This window comes from Paenisporosarcina sp. (assembly GCF_049671445.1).
Lineage (GTDB): Bacteria > Bacillota > Bacilli > Bacillales_A > Planococcaceae > Paenisporosarcina.
This window is the reverse complement of record NZ_JBATUX010000023.1, coordinates 76,506-96,179: the sequence shown is the minus strand read 5'-3', so window position 1 is coordinate 96,179 and position 19,674 is coordinate 76,506. Positions and strand designations below refer to the sequence as shown.

At 35.8% G+C, this 19,674-nt stretch carries 20 protein-coding genes and 2 pseudogenes; 6 read left to right on the top strand and 16 right to left on the bottom strand.

Going from position 1 to position 19,674, the window contains the following annotated elements; genetic code table 11:
* Nucleotides 1-263: pseudogene (locus WBG45_RS03800) on the bottom strand (LCP family protein); the annotation flags it as partial.
* Between the two features lie 145 nt (nucleotides 264-408).
* Here WBG45_RS03800 and msrA point away from each other — a divergent pair.
* Nucleotides 409-927, top strand: a complete 519-nt coding sequence (msrA, locus tag WBG45_RS03795; RefSeq protein WP_424412456.1) for a peptide-methionine (S)-S-oxide reductase MsrA — start codon at nucleotides 409-411, stop codon at nucleotides 925-927.
* Between the two features lie 8 nt (nucleotides 928-935).
* Here msrA and WBG45_RS03790 read toward each other — a convergent pair whose 3' ends face one another.
* Nucleotides 936-2,123 carry a CynX/NimT family MFS transporter gene (locus WBG45_RS03790; protein ID WP_424412455.1) on the bottom strand — a complete coding sequence of 396 codons (1,188 nt, stop codon included), beginning with the start codon at nucleotides 2,121-2,123 and terminating at the stop codon, nucleotides 936-938.
* A gap of 147 nt (nucleotides 2,124-2,270) precedes the next feature.
* Between WBG45_RS03790 and WBG45_RS03785 the strand changes: the two genes are divergently transcribed.
* A complete protein-coding gene (locus WBG45_RS03785) occupies nucleotides 2,271-2,585 on the top strand; it encodes a hypothetical protein (RefSeq protein WP_424412454.1) in 315 nt (104 codons plus the stop codon).
* Here the strand turns inward: WBG45_RS03785 and WBG45_RS03780 are convergent.
* Complete coding sequence (locus WBG45_RS03780; protein ID WP_424412461.1) at nucleotides 2,551-3,903, bottom strand: sensor domain-containing diguanylate cyclase; 1,353 nt, start codon at nucleotides 3,901-3,903, stop codon at nucleotides 2,551-2,553. The genes WBG45_RS03785 and WBG45_RS03780 overlap by 35 nt on opposite strands.
* Nucleotides 3,904-3,967: 64 nt before the next feature.
* Entirely contained in the window at nucleotides 3,968-4,579 is a 612-nt protein-coding gene (locus WBG45_RS03775) for an alpha/beta hydrolase (protein WP_424412453.1), read from the bottom strand.
* 123 nt (nucleotides 4,580-4,702) lie between these two features.
* Between WBG45_RS03775 and WBG45_RS03770 the strand changes: the two genes are divergently transcribed.
* Nucleotides 4,703-6,310 (top strand): ABC-F family ATP-binding cassette domain-containing protein, encoded by a 1,608-nt coding sequence (locus WBG45_RS03770; RefSeq protein WP_424412452.1) that lies wholly within the window; start codon nucleotides 4,703-4,705, stop codon nucleotides 6,308-6,310.
* A 52-nt stretch (nucleotides 6,311-6,362) separates the two neighbouring features.
* Here WBG45_RS03770 and WBG45_RS03765 read toward each other — a convergent pair whose 3' ends face one another.
* Nucleotides 6,363-6,848, bottom strand: coding sequence for a YkvA family protein (locus tag WBG45_RS03765; RefSeq protein WP_424412451.1), 486 nt, complete (start codon nucleotides 6,846-6,848; stop codon nucleotides 6,363-6,365).
* A 108-nt stretch (nucleotides 6,849-6,956) separates the two neighbouring features.
* Here WBG45_RS03765 and WBG45_RS03760 point away from each other — a divergent pair, with 108 nt between their 5' ends.
* Nucleotides 6,957-7,640 carry a hypothetical protein gene (locus WBG45_RS03760; RefSeq protein ID WP_424412450.1) on the top strand — a complete coding sequence of 228 codons (684 nt, stop codon included), beginning with the start codon at nucleotides 6,957-6,959 and terminating at the stop codon, nucleotides 7,638-7,640.
* Between the two features lie 824 nt (nucleotides 7,641-8,464).
* Here WBG45_RS03760 and WBG45_RS03755 read toward each other — a convergent pair.
* Together WBG45_RS03755 and WBG45_RS03750 are read right to left on the bottom strand one after the other, a co-directional pair.
* A complete protein-coding gene (locus tag WBG45_RS03755; RefSeq protein ID WP_024534722.1) occupies nucleotides 8,465-8,665 on the bottom strand; it encodes a cold-shock protein in 201 nt (66 codons plus the stop codon).
* Nucleotides 8,666-8,877: 212 nt separating this feature from the next.
* Nucleotides 8,878-9,171 (bottom strand): DUF1033 family protein, encoded by a 294-nt coding sequence (locus WBG45_RS03750; protein WP_424412449.1) that lies wholly within the window; start codon nucleotides 9,169-9,171, stop codon nucleotides 8,878-8,880.
* Between the two features lie 231 nt (nucleotides 9,172-9,402).
* Here WBG45_RS03750 and WBG45_RS03745 point away from each other — a divergent pair, with 231 nt between their 5' ends.
* Complete coding sequence (locus tag WBG45_RS03745; protein ID WP_424412448.1) at nucleotides 9,403-10,077, top strand: 5-bromo-4-chloroindolyl phosphate hydrolysis family protein; 675 nt, start codon at nucleotides 9,403-9,405, stop codon at nucleotides 10,075-10,077.
* Entirely contained in the window at nucleotides 10,052-11,242 is a 1,191-nt protein-coding gene (locus WBG45_RS03740; RefSeq protein ID WP_424412447.1) for a toxic anion resistance protein, read from the top strand. The genes WBG45_RS03745 and WBG45_RS03740 overlap by 26 nt, the downstream gene beginning before the upstream one ends.
* A gap of 24 nt (nucleotides 11,243-11,266) precedes the next feature.
* On the opposite strand, the gene WBG45_RS03735 is transcribed toward WBG45_RS03740, so the two are convergent.
* From WBG45_RS03735 to odhB, 9 genes and pseudogenes are all read right to left on the bottom strand, one after another.
* Complete coding sequence (locus WBG45_RS03735) at nucleotides 11,267-12,040, bottom strand: SDR family oxidoreductase (protein WP_424412446.1); 774 nt, start codon at nucleotides 12,038-12,040, stop codon at nucleotides 11,267-11,269.
* Between the two features lie 68 nt (nucleotides 12,041-12,108).
* Nucleotides 12,109-14,001: a vWA domain-containing protein gene (locus WBG45_RS03730; RefSeq protein WP_424412445.1), complete on the bottom strand. Its 1,893-nt coding sequence runs from the start codon at nucleotides 13,999-14,001 to the stop codon at nucleotides 12,109-12,111.
* 10 nt (nucleotides 14,002-14,011) lie between these two features.
* Nucleotides 14,012-14,881 carry an AAA family ATPase gene (locus tag WBG45_RS03725; RefSeq protein ID WP_424412444.1) on the bottom strand — a complete coding sequence of 290 codons (870 nt, stop codon included), beginning with the start codon at nucleotides 14,879-14,881 and terminating at the stop codon, nucleotides 14,012-14,014.
* A gap of 41 nt (nucleotides 14,882-14,922) precedes the next feature.
* Nucleotides 14,923-15,120 (bottom strand): DUF6501 family protein, encoded by a 198-nt coding sequence (locus tag WBG45_RS03720; RefSeq protein WP_424412443.1) that lies wholly within the window; start codon nucleotides 15,118-15,120, stop codon nucleotides 14,923-14,925.
* A 231-nt stretch (nucleotides 15,121-15,351) separates the two neighbouring features.
* Nucleotides 15,352-16,101, bottom strand: coding sequence for an aminoglycoside phosphotransferase family protein (locus WBG45_RS03715; RefSeq protein ID WP_424412442.1), 750 nt, complete (start codon nucleotides 16,099-16,101; stop codon nucleotides 15,352-15,354).
* 20 nt (nucleotides 16,102-16,121) lie between these two features.
* A complete protein-coding gene (locus WBG45_RS03710; protein WP_424412441.1) occupies nucleotides 16,122-16,640 on the bottom strand; it encodes a hypothetical protein in 519 nt (172 codons plus the stop codon).
* A gap of 95 nt (nucleotides 16,641-16,735) precedes the next feature.
* Nucleotides 16,736-17,506, bottom strand: a complete 771-nt coding sequence (locus tag WBG45_RS03705; RefSeq protein WP_424412440.1) for a phosphotransferase — start codon at nucleotides 17,504-17,506, stop codon at nucleotides 16,736-16,738.
* Between the two features lie 189 nt (nucleotides 17,507-17,695).
* Nucleotides 17,696-17,884 (bottom strand): annotated as a pseudogene (locus WBG45_RS03700) (aminoglycoside phosphotransferase family protein); the annotation flags it as partial.
* 502 nt (nucleotides 17,885-18,386) lie between these two features.
* Nucleotides 18,387-19,658 (bottom strand): 2-oxoglutarate dehydrogenase complex dihydrolipoyllysine-residue succinyltransferase, encoded by a 1,272-nt coding sequence (gene odhB, locus WBG45_RS03695; protein WP_424412439.1) that lies wholly within the window; start codon nucleotides 19,656-19,658, stop codon nucleotides 18,387-18,389.
* Nucleotides 19,659-19,674 lie beyond the last annotated feature (16 nt).

Sequence of the window (19,674 nt, the reverse complement as noted above, 5' to 3'; positions counted from 1 at the left end):
CGTGATTGCTCTTCTCCTCTAGTATCTACACCAAGGACCAACACATTTTCAATAGAAGGGTTCTTCACATCAAGAGGATCGCCAGAGAATTCAATATCCTCTTGTTCGACAGTCGAAGCTAATTTTTGTCCAGCTTTATATTGAACGAACGAGAACACACTAATACCTATAAGTAATAGAAATAAAATAGTCATAATAAAACGTCCATAACGAAACTTTCTTTTCTTTCTCATGGAACGACGATTTGGAACTTGTTCTTCCAAAATGCTCCCTCCTTTTTTACTTACGAATAATAGAACGTATACTATTTATTTAAGTTGCATTTTTCCTACTCAATCATAGTTGTTGAGCACAAATGATGCAAGTGCTACACTATCATTTATGAAGAGATTGAAAGGGGTTTATGAAATGGAGAAAGCTACATTTGCAGGCGGTTGTTTTTGGTGTATGGTAAAACCTTTTGATCAATTTGACGGGATTGAATCTGTTGTCTCCGGTTATATGGGTGGACATGTCCATAACCCAACTTACGAAGACGTGAAAAAAGGAGATTCTGGACACCTTGAAGTGGTTCAAATTCAATTTGACCCAGCTATTTTCACATATGAGCAATTGCTAGAAATATATTGGCAACAGATTGATCCAACCGATGATGGAGGTCAATTTCAAGATCGGGGTGAATCATATAAAACTGCCATTTTCACGCACAGCGATGAACAATTAGAAAAAGCTAAGCTTTCTAAACATGCCCTCGCTAAAACAGGTCGTTTTTCAAAACCAATCGTTACACCTATTTTACCAGCACAAACATTTTACATCGCAGAAGATTATCATCAAGATTATTATAAAAAAGAGCCGGAACATTACGCAAAAGATCGCGCTAATTCCGGCCGTGACACCTTCATCCAAGAGAATTGGAAGAACTAATTATGTGTTTAGCCTTGCGTTTGCAAGGCTTCTTTTTTATTTAATAACAGTGTAACTACGAACATCCCAACAATTAAAACGAGCATTACATAGTATGTTAGTTGATGTGTACCGCTATAGTCATACAATATTCCAATTGCAAGAGGTACGAGTCCACCCATAATGAAACCACCGGTTTGAACCATCGCAGTCCAAGCATTTGCTTCCTTTGCATCCGTTGTTTCATCAAGCGGCAACAACAGTGCTAGTGGAAATAATCCTCCGAGAGTAAAACCTAGCAATATTGAAGCTGGCCAGATTAGTGAAACGTTCCCCGTTAATAAAAGTGAAATTCCAAGCGTTCCAATAAAGAGTGAGAAATAAATCCAAAATGAGCGATTTGAGAATTTTTCAAGTAATAACGGAATAGAGATGTTAGCAATAATTTGTGAGACGGTCAAAACACTAATGACAGATCCTGCTTCAATTACACTAAATCCTAATTCACTAGCTGCAGAAGCTAGCCATGTTGTTAATGAAAAGAACAATGAAGCTTGAAAACCAAAGAATAACAATATTAGCCACGCTCTTCTGTTAGTCCAAGGTGAACGGAATGATGCTTGTTGCTGTTCAGTCAAAACTTTTCTTTCTTGATGTGGTGTCATTGCTACGAACCATACTAAGTATGCTAATAAAGCTAATGATGACCAAAATGCGAGTGCAAACTCCCATTGCTCACCAATCCACACGTACAGTACCCCTGTTAAACCAGCACTTAGTGTTGCACCAGCCCCCATGCCTAAAGAATAGATTCCAATAGCCGAAGCCATTCGAGTCGGGAATTTTTCTTTGACTAATGAAGATAAAATCGGACCTATTATCGCAATTGCTACGCCAATAATAAATGCTGTTACCAGTAGTGATACATAATCGTGTAACCAAGCCCGTAAAAGAGTTAATGTCCCAATTACACCGATCAGTAAAGATATTCCAAGTCTTTGACCAAACTTCTTTAACCAATGTACAGCAAGAGGTGCGAATAATCCCATACATATAACCGGAATAGCGGTTAATAAACTGACCTCGCTATTAGATAAATTTAAGTCTTTTTTAATTGTTTCTAATAATGGACCAATTGACGTTACGGCAGGTCGTAAATTTAATGCTATTAAAAATATAGCAAGTAATAATGATGTTGTTGATTTTTGAGAAGTCATTTTGTCAGTCCTTTAATTATAATTGAGCCTTTTAAAGTAAATTATATCAGAAGTCCGACCACAATAATGAATTGCAGAATCAAGAATATGCAAACTTGTGTTCTCTTTTACAGATTAGTATAATTAGGGTATGAAAGGGTGAATTATTTGAAACTCATTCAATGGAGTTATGCCAAAAGATATCAAATAAAAGCGATTTTTGATAAATTTCCAGATATGATTCTTATTTTCAGAACGGTCGGATCTTATTACTTTGTTTTCACAACTGTTGGGACCGTTAGTCATTCCTACCCTTCTCGTAAAGACTATGTAGAAATGGAATTATTAATTAATGAACAACTCCAAACTTTACCAGCTTATATACAACGTAAATCTGAAGTTGAAATGTCATGGGTTGAATCCTGGCTAAGCGAAAAAGGACTTTCAATTACACAACTGAAAGTCCTTCCTTATAAAGAATAATTTGTTTGCGACCAAGTGATTTAGCCTCATACAATGCTTGGTCCGCACATTTAATCATATCTTCTAGATTTTGATAATTTTCCACTTCGTATATACCTGCTGAAAATGATAAATGTACAGAGTCCATTCGATACCTTAATAATTGGTCATTGCTACATGCCTCTTGCAATGCTTCTAACTGACGTTGTGTATCTTGACCATTATGTAATGGGAACAATAGGAGAAACTCTTCCCCTCCCCACCTTGCGACTAAATTCGGGCTTATTATTTGTCTATTCAGTAGATTTGCAAATGTTTGGAGAGCAATATCACCAAATGTATGTCCATATCGATCATTGATTTTTTTGAAATTATCTAAATCTAATATTGCTATGGTAAATGGTTTCTCGTTAACTATAAACTGCTGCCTTACATTATTTATTTCTTCAATCATTTTTCTACGATTAAATAATGAGGTTAAAGGATCTGTTATCGATAATTTTTTCACTTGTTCAACTAAACGTTCGAGTTCTTGATTGCGGTCCTGCAACATTTTTTCTGTTGCTTTTCTTTCTGTAATATCAACATGTGTTCCAATCATTCTAATTGCGATGCCTTGGTCGTTACGTTCTACAGCTTTACCTCGATCTAAAATCCAACGATATGTACCGTCTGCATGTAATAAACGATGTTCACTTTCAAAAAAACTTGACTCGTTGTGTATGTGATCTTCAATCACTGTATCAACTTTTTCAACATCTTGAGGATGAATGCGTTTTCTCCACTCACTTAATAAATTAGGTAATTCATGCTCCTTAAAACCTAACATTCCTTTCCAATGCTTCGAGAAAAATACTTCATTATTTTCAATATCCCAGTCCCACACGCCTTCTCTCGCGCAATCAACAGCAGTCGCCCATCGATGCTCAAGTGAAATGTGCATATCTATTTCTTGCCTTATTTCAGTAAGATCAAAGAGATAGGAAAAGATTAAATTAGTGTCTGGATGGCTTCCTTGCTTTATGTATGTATAAGATTTAAAAAAACGAATATCCCCATTTTTCGTGTATATTCTAAAAGAAGATTCCCAAAATGGACTTTTCGAAGCTATTCGATGATTCATAATCTCTTGAAACTTATCCCGATCTTCTTCGAAAATAACGGACAATAATTTTAGATGTCCTGAAATTACATCATCCGATGTGTAACCTAAAATCCGTTGTATATTAGGCGTTATATACTCGACTAATTGTGTATTACCATCCATGGTCCAGTTCATAAATATTACTGGACCATTCCAAGACATTTCATGAAAAGATTTGGAAAAGTAATGTTCCATATTACCCACAAATTCCCACCTCACTTATGCCATTAGTATATATGAATGTACATATTTTGGCTACTTAAATCGAAGCATACCATTTCTGTGCATCATCCACTTCATTCATAGTTAATTGGTGGCCATTGTTATACCAAATGTCTTTAACAGATGCATGATTTGAACGCAGCACATCAATTAGCTCTAATGTTTCGTTTTGTGGAATTATCGGATCGTTGGACCCTGCACCAATAAATACTTGAGTGTTGGTTAATACTCTAACTTCTTGATTTCGATACGGGACCATGGCATGGAACAAAATAGCTCGATCCGCTAATTTTTCATGTTTCATAAGTAAAGTTGCAGCTATATTTGCACCATTTGAATAGCCGATAATCGAAATTTGTTCATTCTTGGGTGCATAATGGTGTAGTGCTTCTTTTAAGAATTTATGAAGCTCTTGTGCACGGAAAAATAGGTCTTCTTCATCGAATACCCCTTCAGACAAACGTCTAAAATAGCGTGGCATATCCCCTTCTAGCACATTACCGCGTACACCCAATATAGAAGCATCCGGGTCAATATGCTTTCCTATGTTAACTAAATCATGTTCATTTCCACCTGTACCATGCAACAAAATTAATACATTTTTAACGTTTGTACCTTCAATAAAGATATGGTGATGAGTTTCTTTCATGTTTATCCCTCCTTGATTTACATTATATCTCGAATTAAAGATAATTTCACTTATAAAGATTCAGCATTGTTATGTGTATTCGTGTTATAATAGTAGCATTGTGAAAAATAAGGAGGTACTAGCATGATTGCTGTAAGTAATGTAAGTTTGCGCTTCGGAGATCGTAAGCTTTTCGAAGACGTTAATATAAGATTCAACCCAGGTAACTGTTACGGATTAATTGGTGCAAATGGTGCTGGAAAATCTACATTTATTAAAATTTTATCAGGTGACCTTGAAACTCAAGAAGGAAATGTCATCATGAACCCGAATGAACGTTTAGCGGTACTGAAACAAAATCACTTCGAGTACGAAGAGTTTGAAGTGCTAGAAACAGTGATGATGGGTCATAAACGTTTGTATGAAGTGATGAATGAAAAGAATGCTATCTATATGAAAGAAGATTTTTCTGACGAAGATGGTATGCGTGCTGCTGAACTTGAAGGTGAGTTTGCAGATATGAATGGTTGGGAAGCTGAATCTGAAGCTGCAATCCTTTTACAAGGTTTAGGTATAGGCGAAGAATCTCTAACTAAAAAAATGGCTGACTTAACTGGTTCTGAAAAAGTAAAAGTTCTTCTTGCGCAAGCATTGTTTGGCAAACCAGATGTTCTTTTACTAGATGAGCCTACCAACCATTTAGACTTAAAAGCTATCCAGTGGTTAGAAGAATTTTTAATCAACTTTGCTAACACTGTTATCGTTGTTTCCCATGACCGTCACTTCTTAAATAAAGTATGTACTCATATTGCGGATCTTGATTTTGGTAAAATTCAAGTTTATGTCGGAAACTACGATTTCTGGTATGAATCAAGTCAATTAGCTACTAAATTGTCTCAAGATCATAATAGTAAAAAAGAAGAAAAAATCAAAGAACTTCAAGCATTTATCGCACGATTTAGTGCAAATGCATCGAAATCTAAACAAGCAACTTCTCGTAAGAAGATGTTAGATAAAATTGAATTGGATGATATCCGTCCTTCTTCACGTAAATATCCTTATGTAAACTTCCAAGTTGGGCGCGACATTGGTAACGATGTACTTGCTGCTCAAGGAATTTCATTTGAACATGAAGGCAATTCATTATTTAAAGACATTCATTTTTCAATCAATAAGGATGATAAAATCATCTTAATTGGTGATCCAATAGCTAAGTCTTCATTACTTCGTGTATTAGCTGAAGAAGTTGAACCAACATCTGGATCAATTCGTTGGGGCGTAACAACAACTCGTACTTACTTCCCTATCGATTATAGCGAATACTTTACTGGAAATGAAAACTCATTAGTAGATTGGTTACGTCAATATTCACCTGATGATGAAAGTGAAACATTCTTACGTGGTTTCCTAGGTCGTATGTTATTCTCTGGTGAAGAAGTGAAGAAAAAACCATCTGTATTATCTGGTGGAGAAAAAGTACGTTGTATGTTATCTAAAATGATGCTTGCTAATGCCAATGTATTACTTTTAGATGAACCAACAAACCATTTAGACTTAGAATCAATTCAAGCACTTAACAATGGCTTAATTGCATTCAAAGGTGCAATGATTTTCACATCTCATGACCATCAGTTTATCCAAACGATTGCAAATCGTGTAATTGAAATCTTGCCTGACGGTTCAATTCTTGACAAGCAATTGTCATTTGATGAATTTTTAGAATGGAAAGAATCTCAAGGAATTAAATCATAAGATCGATAATAAAAGTGCGAAGGGTGTATATCCCCTTCGCACTTTTTGTGTTTTATTTAGATTTCTTTATGAACATTCCTAGAAGAGATCGAGCAGGTAACTTCCCTAGCAAACCATCGCTTGATTTAGAAATTTTCTTTAAGGCAACAAGCAACTTCTCATCCCCTACCCAGTGTTCTTCCAAAATTTCTGGTGAAAATTTATTTAATAACATATTCACAACGAAAGTAGCTACAATAATGTCATCCATAAATCCTCCTGGACCTATTAAACCTTCTGGTATTACATCGATTGGAGCAACAAAGTATAAAATACCGCTACCAATTAATGCTTTGCTTTTACCATCAATGCGATTATCGAGTAACGATTTAGTTAATAAGTGGAATAAATCTGGTGCAAATAATAAGTATGGCGCAAATTTACTTGCACTCCCCGATCTAGACTCTAAGAAAGAAGTAATCTTACCGCGAAGTTTTTCATAAAAATCTTGTTGTTTTTTAGTTGATGGTAATTCTTGGTTTAATTCATATTCTGTCATATTCATTCCCCTTCCTTACAACATACTATACCTAAAAAGCACGAGATTGAAACGTTTAGAGACCATCAACCGTCTAAATTACTAAACAAATAGAATGGAGGTTGCCTTATGAAAAGATTTGTTGTACTTATGCTTTTTTTACTGTTGAGTGCTTGTGGTGACGACTCTGTAGAAGACCCTTCTATTTCAAAAAATCCCCCCACTACTGAAGAAGAACAACCTAAAGAAGTCATTGAGGAACCTGAAGAAGTCGTCGCTGAACCAGAACCAGAACCAAATAAAATTCAGCTTTCGAATTTTTTTATGCAGGATGGAGCCACTGCTACGTATTTAGGAGAAGGTAACGAATATGCGAGCTACCGAGCACGGACACAATGGCACAATGATTATACCGTATCCATCTTTGAAGACAATGGGGGATCTACTCTTTTACGTACTTATCGTATTTCTGATGAATCGATTGATTTGATTCAAGAACAAGGAGAATTTTATGACGAGTTTAATCCTACTGATGAAGAGTTGCAAGCTCTTCCAAAACTCTCGACATTTTTAAAACTACCGGTTGAAGCTGGCGAAAATATTGACGATTGGGAAGTTATTAGTGTAAACGATACGATTGACACACCATTTCAAGTTTTTAAACAAGTGATTGTCTTGGAAAAAACGGATGACACTGGTGCTATTCAACGTAGATATATCGTAGAAAAATACGGCGAAATTAAAAGAGAATTTATTATGAATGAAGAAGACATCGAATTCGTCGTGACGTCAACTCTCGAATCAGTTGAATAGGAAAAGCTAATAGTACCATCTAGTAGACACCTGCGCTGGACGCTAGAGCTCGATTGCGAAGAGTAATCGCTTGAAATCGATGATTTATATCCTGCTTTCGTTTGAAGCTTATGTGCGAGCTGGAGCATTCATCTAGCAAACTAACTACAAGTTCGAATTCTTCCTCGAAAAAACTTACACTTTCTAATAAAAAAGGCTATGTTAAATGTGTCTGTTGATATTCCGCAAAACAGTTACGCTTTCCGCGGGCTTGCGCCGAACTAACTCGGACTTAACGTCCGAGTGGATTTCTGCACTTCGCTATTCCCGCTGGAGTCTTCACTTTTTTGTTCCATATTACTAAATCAAAAAGCTTTCTCATATACCAGTTCACTAGAATGATTTTAGTAGAAGGCGGCGGGAAAACATGGTGCTCCTGCGGTTACTCGTCGCAAAAAAGATTGCTCCTGCGGTTACTCGTCGAAAAGATATTGGACGAAATGACAGTTCGTTCAATATCTTTCCAGCGGAATAAGCGCGTCCAACCCGCAGTAAGCATCATAGATGAGCAATGGCTAAAAACGCCACGTCGTGTGGCGACGCCTTTGTGACCAACATCCTTTGGCCCGAGGAGGCTAGTTGACCGCCCGCGGTAAGCGTCCGCCTGTTTCTGCTTCTGTTTCTGCATCGCTTTGCTAGCTTATAAACATGAAAGTGCGCTGCATCGCTCCGCTAGCTTCGAAACATGAAAGTGCGTTGGAACGAAAATCAACAATATCGTATAACTGAGCCATAAAAAAAGAAGAGGCATCCTAATTTAGGGGTGCCTCTTTTACATGAGTCAATTAAATTTTAGTTACGTTAGCAGCTTGTGGTCCCCGGTTGCCATCGACAACTTCGAACTCAACTTTTTGACCTTCATCAAGAGTTTTAAAGCCATCCCCTTGAATTGCAGAGAAGTGTACAAATACGTCATCCCCGCCATCAATTTCTATAAACCCAAAACCTTTTTCTGAGTTAAACCATTTTACTGTACCTTGTTTCATAAACAAACCCCCAAAAATAAAGTTAACAATTTAAAACTGGTTGTTGAAAACCAAAAAATCCACATACGCAGTAGCACCAGCATACGCCGATCACTACTAAAATATGTGAATACAGCTTCCGGTAAAACAATTTTAATTGTTAAGAATATTATAACATTTACCCAACAACAGTCAATTTTAATATTTGTATTTTCATAGACTTTTCTGTCGTTTTAAAGTTGGTTAAGCTTGCCGCTTTTTAGCCAAATTACACCATGATATGTTTGTAGATCATCATCGCACGCTTCACAAAACTCTTGTTCATCTTCAGTCCAAAAAGCCCAACATGCTCCTTTTTGGTTCGCTTCATGAGGATACATACTACGAAATTTACTAAGCAGTGACTCTAAGTAATCACTTGCTTCTTTGTCAGAAGAAAATACTTGTTTTTCGACAATATATTCTTCCCACCCTGAAAACATCCACCAGGGCTCATATCCAGCTTTCATATAAATTATTTCATTCATAGATTTTCATCCTTTTCTATACTTCCTTAATCCTCATTTTATCAAATGAATTGTCTGCGTCTAGTCATTTGCTTAATCAACATTAATGATATGGACCCTTTACCCTTTTTAAATGATTCAAAATCATTGATAACTCCTTTAATTTAATATAAGTTAATTCTTAATACAGATGAAACCTTTTGTTTCGCCATTCGTATGTAATAGAGAAGAACTCTTAAGGAGGGTTGCAACTTGATCGATGTAAAGTACTTTCTAATTCGACATTTGCTTAGTATACCCATATTTTTTGGAAGTTGGATAGCATTCCAATCAGGATTCGGTATTCATTTCGCATTAGCAGGCTTGTTTTCCATTGGAACATATGCTTTAACTAATCAGCTTTTTAAAGTGGCACAATCTCGATTGATTGTTTCAAAATATGGCTTGACGATGGCAGAGTATCGTCATATTAATACACAGTTGAAAGAAGCAAAAAGTAAACTTAAACAATTAAATGGATACTATATGAAGGTCCGTTCTATCAGAGCCTTTAAACAATTATTTGAAATGAACAGACTTGCAAAACGTATTGTACAGATTGTAAAAACCGAACCCAAGAAATTCTATCAAGTTGAATCTTTTTTTTATGCTCATCTTGAAACGGCCGTGGAGCTTACTTCTAAATATACGTTACTTGTCTCCCAACCTGTTAAAGCTCATGATGTTCAAATTGCCTTGCAAGATACGCGTGAGACATTGTTAGAACTTAATGGTGTAATGGAACATGATTTGCGCCAAGTTTTGTCTAGTGATATTGAACATTTAAGAATGGAACTTGATTTTGCTAAGATTTCACTAAGAAAACAAGATACTCCCCTAATGTTGAAAGGAGACACACCACATGACAGAAAAACAATCGGCTCCTAGCCAAACGAAAACGTTAGATGATTTATTAAATTCACCATTTGATATGCAACCACAATTAAAGGATCAAGACGATCCAATAAATGAAAAATTACCTGTGAAAATAATAGATCGGTTATCAGAAGAAGAAAAACAAAAAGCCTATACATTAGCTGCTCAGATTCCTGCCGGAAACTATGAGGCGATTCTTACTTATGGAGCCAATGCACAAACTGAACTTTCAAGATTTTCGCATCAAATGCTGGATCATGTTCAAAAGAAAGATATTGGACCTGTTGGCGATATTTTAAAAGATTTAATGGACAAGCTTGGGCAAATGAACCCGGAAGAATTAACCTCTAAAAAGAAATCAGGAATCAAACGTATATTTGGGAAAGTGTCTCGGTCTGTTCAAGAGTTAATGACTAAATATCAAAAATTAAGTACGCAGATTGATCGCATCGGCATTCAACTTGAACATTCTAAAAGAGGTTTGATTGAAGATGTTCATATGTTAGATAAGTTATACGATCAAAACAAAGCTTATTTTCAAGCTTTAAATGTATATATTGCTGCAGCGGAAATTAAACGTGATGAAATATTAAACGAAACCATCCCTGCCCTTCGTCAAAAAGCTGAAGCATCTTCTGATCAGATGGCTTATCAAGAAGTAAATGATATGGCTCAGTTCTTAGATCGTTTGGAAAAGCGGTTGTATGATTTACAACTATCTCGTCAAATTACCATACAAAGCGCACCACAGATCCGAATGATTCAACAAACCAATCAAACTTTAGCGGAAAAGATCCAATCTTCAATCATGACTTCTATTCCATTGTGGAAAAATCAAATTGCGATAGCATTAACACTTAATCGTCAATTGAAGGCAGTAGAAGCACAGAAACAAGTAACGAAAACCACGAATGATTTATTACTGAAAAACTCGGAAATGTTGAAGATGAACAGTATTGAAACTGCAAAAGAAAACGAACGTGGTATTGTTGAGATTGAAACATTAAAACAAACACAAGAAAACTTGCTTCAAACAATTGAAGAAACACTTCGTATTCAATCAGATGGTCGCGTCAAACGTAAAGCGGCTGAAGTTGAAATTGCACGCATGGAAGAACAATTGAAACAACGACTTTTAATCGTTCATCAAGAACAAGAAAACCGTCCTCGCTCATGAGGACGGTTTTTAAAATTATTTAAGTTACCTTTTAAATCCACCCTCAGAATGAATAACCTGCCCAGTAATCCAGTTGGCTTCCTCACTTACTAAAAATTTAATCGTTCTTGCAACATCCGTCGGTTGGCCGATTCTACCAAATGGAAACTTTGGTCCTAACGCACTTTTTATATCTTCAGTCATCCATCCTGAATCAGTAGGACCTGGATTAATTGCATTGACGGTTATTCCTAGTGGAGCTACTTCAGCTGACAAAGTGATTGTTAAAGCATCAATAGCTCCTTTTGTCGTTGCATATGCTAATTCGCCCGCCATGGGTCCTTGAAATTGACCTGAGGTAAGATTTACAATTCTCCCTCCAGATTTCTTTTTAAAGTTTTGTGCAAATTTACTGCTTAACAAAGTTGTTGCACGAACATTTACCATATAGTGTTTATCTAACTCTTCCATAGTGATCGTGGAATAATCGTTGTTAGTAGAATAAGCTGCATTGTTAATTAAGATATCAGGTTCTCCAAGTTGATTAACTACACAAGAAAACAGTTGCTCAGGTGCATCTTGTTTTGTTAAATCCAACTCTAGACATGACACTGTAACTCCTTTTTGCAATAACTCTTCTTTTAATTTCATTGGCTCATCGAAATCCAGGCTCAAGCCGATTTCTTTATCGTATTCCTTCCAATACGTAAAAAAGATATGATAACCTGCATCTGCTAATTGTCTACAAATCGCTGTTCCAATACCTTGTAGACGTCCAACACCTGTAATAATGGCAATTTTATTTTGTAATTCGTTCATGAACATCCCCCAGAAGAAGTACTAATTTTAATTTATTAACATTCTTTAATAAATTGGTGTTAGATTTATCACTTTACAACCAGATATAACATGCGACGAAGTAGTCGTAATGTTTGTGTGGTGAATTCATCTACGTTTTTTGCGGTTGCAGTCTTTGCCCCAAACATCATATGGAATAATTGTAACTGCTCTTCTACAGGTTGCTCTACACTTAAAAACAAGTGAAGTAAGTGTATCCCTTTTCTCTCAACTTCGATAACAGCCTCTGCGGTATCGATAATTCCATTCGCTGCATATCCATAAGCAGATGGTTCTCCATCAGAAAACAATAAGATAAATTTATGTTTTTCACTTCGTTTAAGAAGACGTTCAGCCATCCAACGAATAGCTAAACCATCACGATTATCATCGTGTGCCTCTAATGAAAAAATGGCCTCTGAATGATCTTTTAAACCATCCTCTACTTGGTGGCAAAATAAAAAGGAGTTCGGTTGGACTTGTTCAGTTGCTTCATAAGCGTCTTCATAATACGAAACAATATCGTGTCGAATCCCTAAATCACGCAGAACATCATGAAATAAGAGTACAGCTTTTTTCGTTTCCTCCATTTTATCAATCATGGATGCCGAACTATCGATTAACAAACCGAATACCGCGTCCATTGGAAGAGAAGGATTATTCTTTTTATAAAATGGTTTTGGGCGTTGTTCAGTTAATAGTGAGGTGAGATTTGGTGTTAATCTTCCTTTTGTTAGTTGAGTTCGTTTGCTCTCTTGCTTTTGGTCAATTCGTTTTCGAATTTCTTTCGTAAATGCTTTCACATACGGTTTTTGTTCTGCACGGATGATAGAAATGGCTTCTTTCAAGCCAGCGTTTGGTTTTCCAGCTATTTTCTTTTCTTCGAATGACACATTTAGATGCTCATCGCCGAATCGTTCTCCCGATTGCTTGGTTTGTTTTTTTTCTGTTTTTCCATCCATGTTTGCTGTTTGGTTACTTTTCTTATTCGCTGTAGAAGTGCCCGATCCTTCACTATCAATTTCATTGGACTCATCGCCTTCTTCTACGCGGCCATCATTTGTCTTCCCTTTATTCCCTTTTGTTAGTTCAAACTCAAGGTGAGGTCCTTGTTGTTTTTCACTTTCTCGATGCCAAGTCCTAAACATTTCTTCAATGGACTCACTTGGAGGAAGATCTTCAGAATCCTGTTGATTAATTTGTCGTTTTGCTTTCTCTTCATAGCTGGGAACTTCTTCTAAGTTTTCATGAAGAGATATAAAAATATGCGTTAAGTCTTTCGTCATCTCTTCTTCTAGTGAATACAGGATATCTAAGCAGATTCGGCAACTTTCAGCAGTGCTCTTTGAATCAAAAACGAACTGCCATTTCGCCAATGTACGATTGAAGTAACTTGGATAATCTTCTAAAAAGGCAGGCGGTGACCCTTTACGCAGTGCTACGTATAAAAAACTAAACAGACTATCGCTCATAAACCCTTTGTTAAAATTAACCATCAACTGTTGTTCATGGAAAGTGGTATATACTTCTTCGCGAACGACAAATGCACTGTCAGTACCTGGCCGTTCTTGGCGGATCAGATTGGAAAGTCGAAACTCTTCTGCACTTATAGCGAGTTGTAATGCAAACTCTTTAAGAGGAAAATGACTCACTTCCTTTTTATAATGATTCCATGCAGTTAAGTCAAAGTGTCTCCAAAAACCCGAAGTTAAAAGATATAAGTCTGATAATTGACCTTTTTGTTCAATATCAGGATCACGATGATTCCAAAAATGGCTCATCGAAATAGCCCCTTCTTTTGGACGAAATTCCATCAGTTTTCGAACAGTTAGTGTTAAGTATGGACTTCGACCTAAAGCTCTTGCTAATTGTTCAAACTGAATCATCCGTTTAGCATTGATCGTTTCATTATTAAATTGAATAAATCGATTAACCGATGACAATTAAAACACCTCACTTAATCCAAGTATTCGCCAGTTCCATGACCAATTCTTTTTCACTATCGTCTTCTAATTTTTCAGCAATTGCATACCGAATTGCTCGTCTAGGATCTATATATTGAGCTAACTCTGTCGCATCAAGTAAACTTCGAATCGATGCAGCTTCTTCACTTAGTAAGCCATTTTGAACTTGAACGAACATGTCTTCTGCTAGATTAAGCATGGTTTTTATTAATATGGGTGAAGCTTCTGGGTATTCACGTTCGAATAATGCACGAAGAGGCTCTCCTGTTAGATATGGAATGGAAAATGATATAAAGCGATTTTTTAATGCTTCATTTAACGGAGAAGTCCCAACATAACCTTCATTTATCGCAGCAACGACCGTAAAGTCTTCATGCGCTCTTAACACTTCTCCTGTATAAGGGTTTGTCAGCATCCGGCGATGATCAAGAACACTATGTAGAATCGGTAAAGTTTCAGGCTTCGCCATATTAATTTCATCAATATATAAAATATGACCGTGCCTCATTGCTTGAATGACTGGCCCTTCGACAAAATCGATAGCTGTTTGGCCGTTCTCTTGAATCAACGTTTTAAATCCGAGAAGGGCTTCTGCATCTAAATCAACTGAACAATTAATACTGTGCATCGGTTGATTGAAGAAAGAAGATATTGATTCTGCCAATTTCGTTTTACCCGAGCCCGAAGGTCCTTTAAGTAAGACATTCTTTTGCAACACTACACTTAGCAAAATGTCATTCCACAAGTTTTCTAATGGTGATACATAGCCGCCACGTCCAATTAATGCTGTATGGTCATCTGTATGCGATCTAGATGTTCTGTTGTCTTGTGACTGGTCAATGATTGATTGTACATTCAAAGTTAATCCCTCCAATAAAAAAACCGATGAAGAGTCATCGGCTATTCGAAATATTCTTTATAAAAGCCACCAATGTGACCAGTGTTATCTAGTATAAAAATGAATTCTTCTGTTTCATTCTTCACTTCGTATGTTTTACCAACAGTAAGTACATTTGCCACCGAAAACTTTGAAGCATCAGTATGTTTACAAGTCACAGTCTTAATTGTAGGTGCATCTTTCCAAACGTTATGTAACATAATTCATCTCCTCAATTCTTTATCTTCCTCTAGTATAAGCAAGCGTTAAAAGATTATCAACAATGCTACGTCAAATGAAGTTTCCTTAGGAGTGAAAAAATTTTAGTATGCTTCTAAAGCAGTCATCTTTTCAAGATTTAAAATAACCATTAATCTAATTAATTCTAAACAGTTTTAAAATCAAGTAAGAAAATTTAAATTTCATTTTCAAAAATAATACTCTATTGTTCGTTATAACTGACAGTAATGATTTACTATCTCGATAAGATGTTCAGATTTTTCCGATGAGATACTTTCAGACAATCGGGCACCAGCTATAATCGGACCCCATTGAAAAACATCGTCTTTTGACAAACCGCTTTTCTCACAATAAAGACGCAAGTACATATCGGCTAATTTTACTGATAGCTGTGAATACAAAAGATACGTGCGATATATGTCGGCATGTATATCACCTGCACTGGAATCAACCCAATCAATAATAGTCACTTTGTTATCGGTCATAATCAGGTTAAACATATGAAAATCTCCATGACAGAGCCTGTTCTCAAAAGACATTTTATCCAATCTTTTTAATAAAGCAGACTTTTGTTTTTCATCCAAGTTATGTGCTGATTTAATTTGACGACTTAATTTTTCAGACATGGGTTCAAGATCATCCGCGACAATCATATGAATCTTTTGTTGTATTTCAACGGAAATATTCAAGTAATATTCTGCTCGTTCCATGTTTTCGGATAGTTTTTCACCTATTGTCTTCCCCTTAATATATTCCATTATTATCGCTTGTTTTCCATCTATTTTCGTTACATCCAGTATTTTAGGTACAGAAAGTCCACAAGAATAGGCATATTTTTGCTTATTTGCTTCATATGAAGATTCCGTGGATGGCAAATAGTCATTAAATACTTTGACAATCGTATTTTTGTGTAGATAGATTTTTGCTGTATTTCCTATTGCTATTGGAGTGCCTAAATCCATTGGTTATCTCTCCTTAAACGTTATTCATAATAACCTTTAGATTCTGGTAAATCTTTGTATTCTTCTTTATTTATTAGAATGTCATGAATACTTTCTGCAAGTCTAACTAACTTCAATGCATCCTCTGGATAACCATCACAATAATTCTTCGTAGAAATGGAATTAGTCTTACCATCCATTTGAATATTCCAAATAGTAACAGATGGTGTACTAAAGTCACATTCTTTTTCGTTTTCATTTTCAACTACTAATTCACCCATGATATTTACCTTCATCATCTCGGTATAAATGTGTTTCATTTCTTCTGTAGTAAATGCTATGTTAGCTTCAATCGCACCGTCTTCTACAAGGTCCTTCACAACAATATTAGAAAAAGTGTCTATTTTTTGTTTTCCATAAGTACCGTAAGTCAGTCTAAAGTTAAAGTCTTCAGGCATTTCTGAAACTATATCTTCTGGAGCATCTTTTGAGCAGCCCATTGCGCCTAACAATATGCTGATTATGATCATTCCAAATAAAGATTTTAATTTTGAACTCAAAGCCCCCTCCTCCTTCATTAACCTATATTGAGAAGTTTTTACTAAAACCTATCTATTTTTCCGTTCAAATAATAAGCAAGCAATATGCGTATTAACTAGAAAAATTCATATAGACCTTCATCAAAGTATTCAAATTCTCCTTTAGATATCGTATTACGTTTATAACCCTGATAAAAAGCTTTTATGTATTCTTCATTAGTTATAAAACTTCTTATCGCCAACGATTCATCATAACGGGGATCACCAACTGTCATTCCAGATACATCAATAAATAGTCGCACTTCTCCATCCACAACAAGGACATTGTTCGTTGTACAATCTCCATGAATCATCGTTTGCTGCACTGGTATAGGTTTATTTGACTGTATTTTCTCTAATAGTTCAAGACTTCCATCTGTTTCTCCTCTATCCACATAACTCGTAGCTTTAACCAACTGCTGATCTAGCCAATTATTTTTGTGATTAAGAGATTCGATTATTTTTGTTGTATGGAGTTGATTAAGAAAATGTCCAAAGCTCTTAATTAACACTTTCTTTTCTGATGTTGTTTCAGCGTTTTTCAAAGCAGTAGTTAACGTGATTCCATTCTCAAATGACATGATTAAGTGACTACTACCATTGTCCTCGATAAAACCAAAAAAAGTAGGAACTTGGATTAAATTTTGGTTATTAAGGTTATCCAAAACATTAGCTTCTGACTTTAACCAATTTCGATACTTTTTCTTAAACGAACTTTTTAATAAGTAAGAATCACCATCTGTAATAAGTTGACGTACTTCAGAAGTACAGCCTTGTTCATCCAGAACAATAACTTTATTTATTTCACCTACTATTTCCTTCACCTTTTCTCGTAATTGTTCATTCACTTCATTTACCTCACTTTCACTTCACCACAAACGACCCATAACGCTTATTCTGTTATATATTCTTTGTGGTTTACTCGTTCTAATTGCGGAATAACAAATCTTCCATCTCTATAGATTAATTAGCCAACAAAAAATAGATTTCTCCTACCGCAAAAATAGATCGTTTTATAAAAATTACTTGAAAAACCTTTATATAAATAAGATTTCTGGTTTGTACCAAGTGGGTATTAATAATTCAAAATTTTTATGATCCTCCAAAACTACAGATATCCGTTCGATCATTTTATCTAGTTGTTCTGGAGCTACTCTTAATGACCATACAACTGTTGAAAAAATAGTCATTGCAACATAAATTGAATAGAGCAACCAAAGTTCCTGCAGCTTAGCATTGCAAAACAAGGGTAAAGTGTCAGAATTCAGATGTAATGTATTCAAATCATTTACTAATTCAAATATTTCCAAATTATTTCATATTTATATTAACATAAATAACCAGTTCCCTTCCAAATGAATTAAAATTTACTTGTTGTGATAAAAAGTTGAGAAAGATCTTATTCAAAGAAGTAATTTAGTTGGAGGTAATAATGAAATTATCCTACTACTCGCCATTCAAATTCCATCTAAAAAAGTAGCGATGTGACAATATCACATCGCTACTTTTTAAATAGTTAAGGTATTAACTATAATTAATTTCGAAACAAACAAAAGGGTACAATTAGAGTGTACGTGAGACTAGCAACTTTTGTGAATGCCATACTTGGCAAGGGATGTGCGGCTAGCGTGCCCAAGCCTTATACATTGATGATTCTGGCATAGAACAATCAGAATTTATGTTCAACCAAAAAAACAGCTCCGCGGATGCGAAGCTGAATTCTATATCTTATGATTCTAATAATAAATCTTCAGGGTTTTCAATCAATTCTTTTACAGTTTTTAAGAATCCAACTGAATCTTTTCCGTCAATTACGCGGTGGTCATAAGAAAGAGCCACATACATCATTGGGCGAATTTGAACTTCGTTACCAACGGCAATCGGACGTTTTTGGATTGTGTGCATTCCAAGAATACCTACTTGAGTACCATTTAAAATTGGAGTAGACATAAGAGAACCGAATACACCACCATTTGTAATTGTAAATGATCCACCAGTCATATCAGAAATTTGAAGTTTTTTGTCGCGTGCTTTTTTCGCTAACTCACCGATATTTGCTTCAATTTCAGCAAAGTTTTTACGGTCTGTATCACGAACGATTGGCACAACTAAACCTTCTTCAGTAGAAACTGCGATACCGATATCGTAGAACTGTTTAAGAAGAACTTCGTCTCCTTCAAGTTCTGCGTTCACATAAGGATATTTTTTCAAAGCAGATGTAACTGCTTTTGTGAAGAAAGACATAAATCCTAAACGAACATCATGATCTTCAAAGAATTTATCTTTCTTACGAGCACGTAAAGCCATAACATTTGTCATATCGATTTCATTAAAAGTAGTTAACATAGCTGTAGATTGTTTTACTTCTAATAAACGTTTTGCAATTGTTTGACGACGACGAGACATTTTTTCACGAGTTACTCGACCATCATCTTCTTTTGGTGCAGCAGAAGCTTTAGCCGCAGCTGGTGCTGTTGCTGGTGTTTGCTTTGGTGCATTTGAATGAGATTCAACGTCTTGAACACGTACGCGCCCCATTGGATCAACTGTAGAAATCGCACTTAAATCAATGCCTTTTTCACGAGCTAATTTACGAGCTGCAGGACTTGCAATTGTACGCTCTGTAGAAGATGTTTCTTCTTTAGCAACAGGTGCTGGTGCTGGTGTAGCTTTTTCAGATGCTGGTTTTTCTACATTCTTAACAGGTGCATCCGATTCAGCAGGGTCTGCTTCAACTGGATTCTTAGTTGTATCACCGCTACCTGAACCTTCTCCAACTACAGCAATTACTTGCCCAACTTCAACCGTATCGCCTTCAGCAAAAAGAAGTTCTTGGACTACTCCTGCTTCTTCAGAGATTACTTCAACGTTAACTTTATCTGTTTCAAGTTCAACGATGAATTCACCTTTTTCAACTGAATCCCCTACTTGTTTTAACCATTGTGCAATTGTTCCTTCTGTAATCGATTCTGCTAATTCAGGTACTTTAATTTCTGCCACTATATTTTCCTCCTCT

Excerpts from the sequence above, each read along its gene's own strand:
- WBG45_RS03760 (WP_424412450.1), top strand. The coding sequence starts at position 6,957 with ATGAAAAGATTTGTTGTACTTATGCTTTTTTTACTGTTGAGTGCTTGT.
- WBG45_RS03775 (WP_424412453.1), bottom strand. The coding sequence starts at position 4,579 with ATGAAAGAAACTCATCACCATATCTTTATTGAAGGTACAAACGTTAAA.
- WBG45_RS03720 (WP_424412443.1), bottom strand. The coding sequence starts at position 15,120 with ATGTTACATAACGTTTGGAAAGATGCACCTACAATTAAGACTGTGACT.
- WBG45_RS03740 (WP_424412447.1), top strand. The coding sequence starts at position 10,052 with ATGACAGAAAAACAATCGGCTCCTAGCCAAACGAAAACGTTAGATGAT.
- WBG45_RS03765 (WP_424412451.1), bottom strand. The coding sequence starts at position 6,848 with ATGACAGAATATGAATTAAACCAAGAATTACCATCAACTAAAAAACAA.
- WBG45_RS03715 (WP_424412442.1), bottom strand. The coding sequence starts at position 16,101 with ATGGATTTAGGCACTCCAATAGCAATAGGAAATACAGCAAAAATCTAT.
- msrA (WP_424412456.1), top strand. The coding sequence starts at position 409 with ATGGAGAAAGCTACATTTGCAGGCGGTTGTTTTTGGTGTATGGTAAAA.
- WBG45_RS03750 (WP_424412449.1), bottom strand. The coding sequence starts at position 9,171 with ATGAATGAAATAATTTATATGAAAGCTGGATATGAGCCCTGGTGGATG.
- WBG45_RS03755 (WP_024534722.1), bottom strand. The coding sequence starts at position 8,665 with ATGAAACAAGGTACAGTAAAATGGTTTAACTCAGAAAAAGGTTTTGGG.
- WBG45_RS03735 (WP_424412446.1), bottom strand. The coding sequence starts at position 12,040 with ATGAACGAATTACAAAATAAAATTGCCATTATTACAGGTGTTGGACGT.
- WBG45_RS03790 (WP_424412455.1), bottom strand. The coding sequence starts at position 2,123 with ATGACTTCTCAAAAATCAACAACATCATTATTACTTGCTATATTTTTA.
- WBG45_RS03780 (WP_424412461.1), bottom strand. The coding sequence starts at position 3,903 with ATGGAACATTACTTTTCCAAATCTTTTCATGAAATGTCTTGGAATGGT.
- WBG45_RS03770 (WP_424412452.1), top strand. The coding sequence starts at position 4,703 with ATGATTGCTGTAAGTAATGTAAGTTTGCGCTTCGGAGATCGTAAGCTT.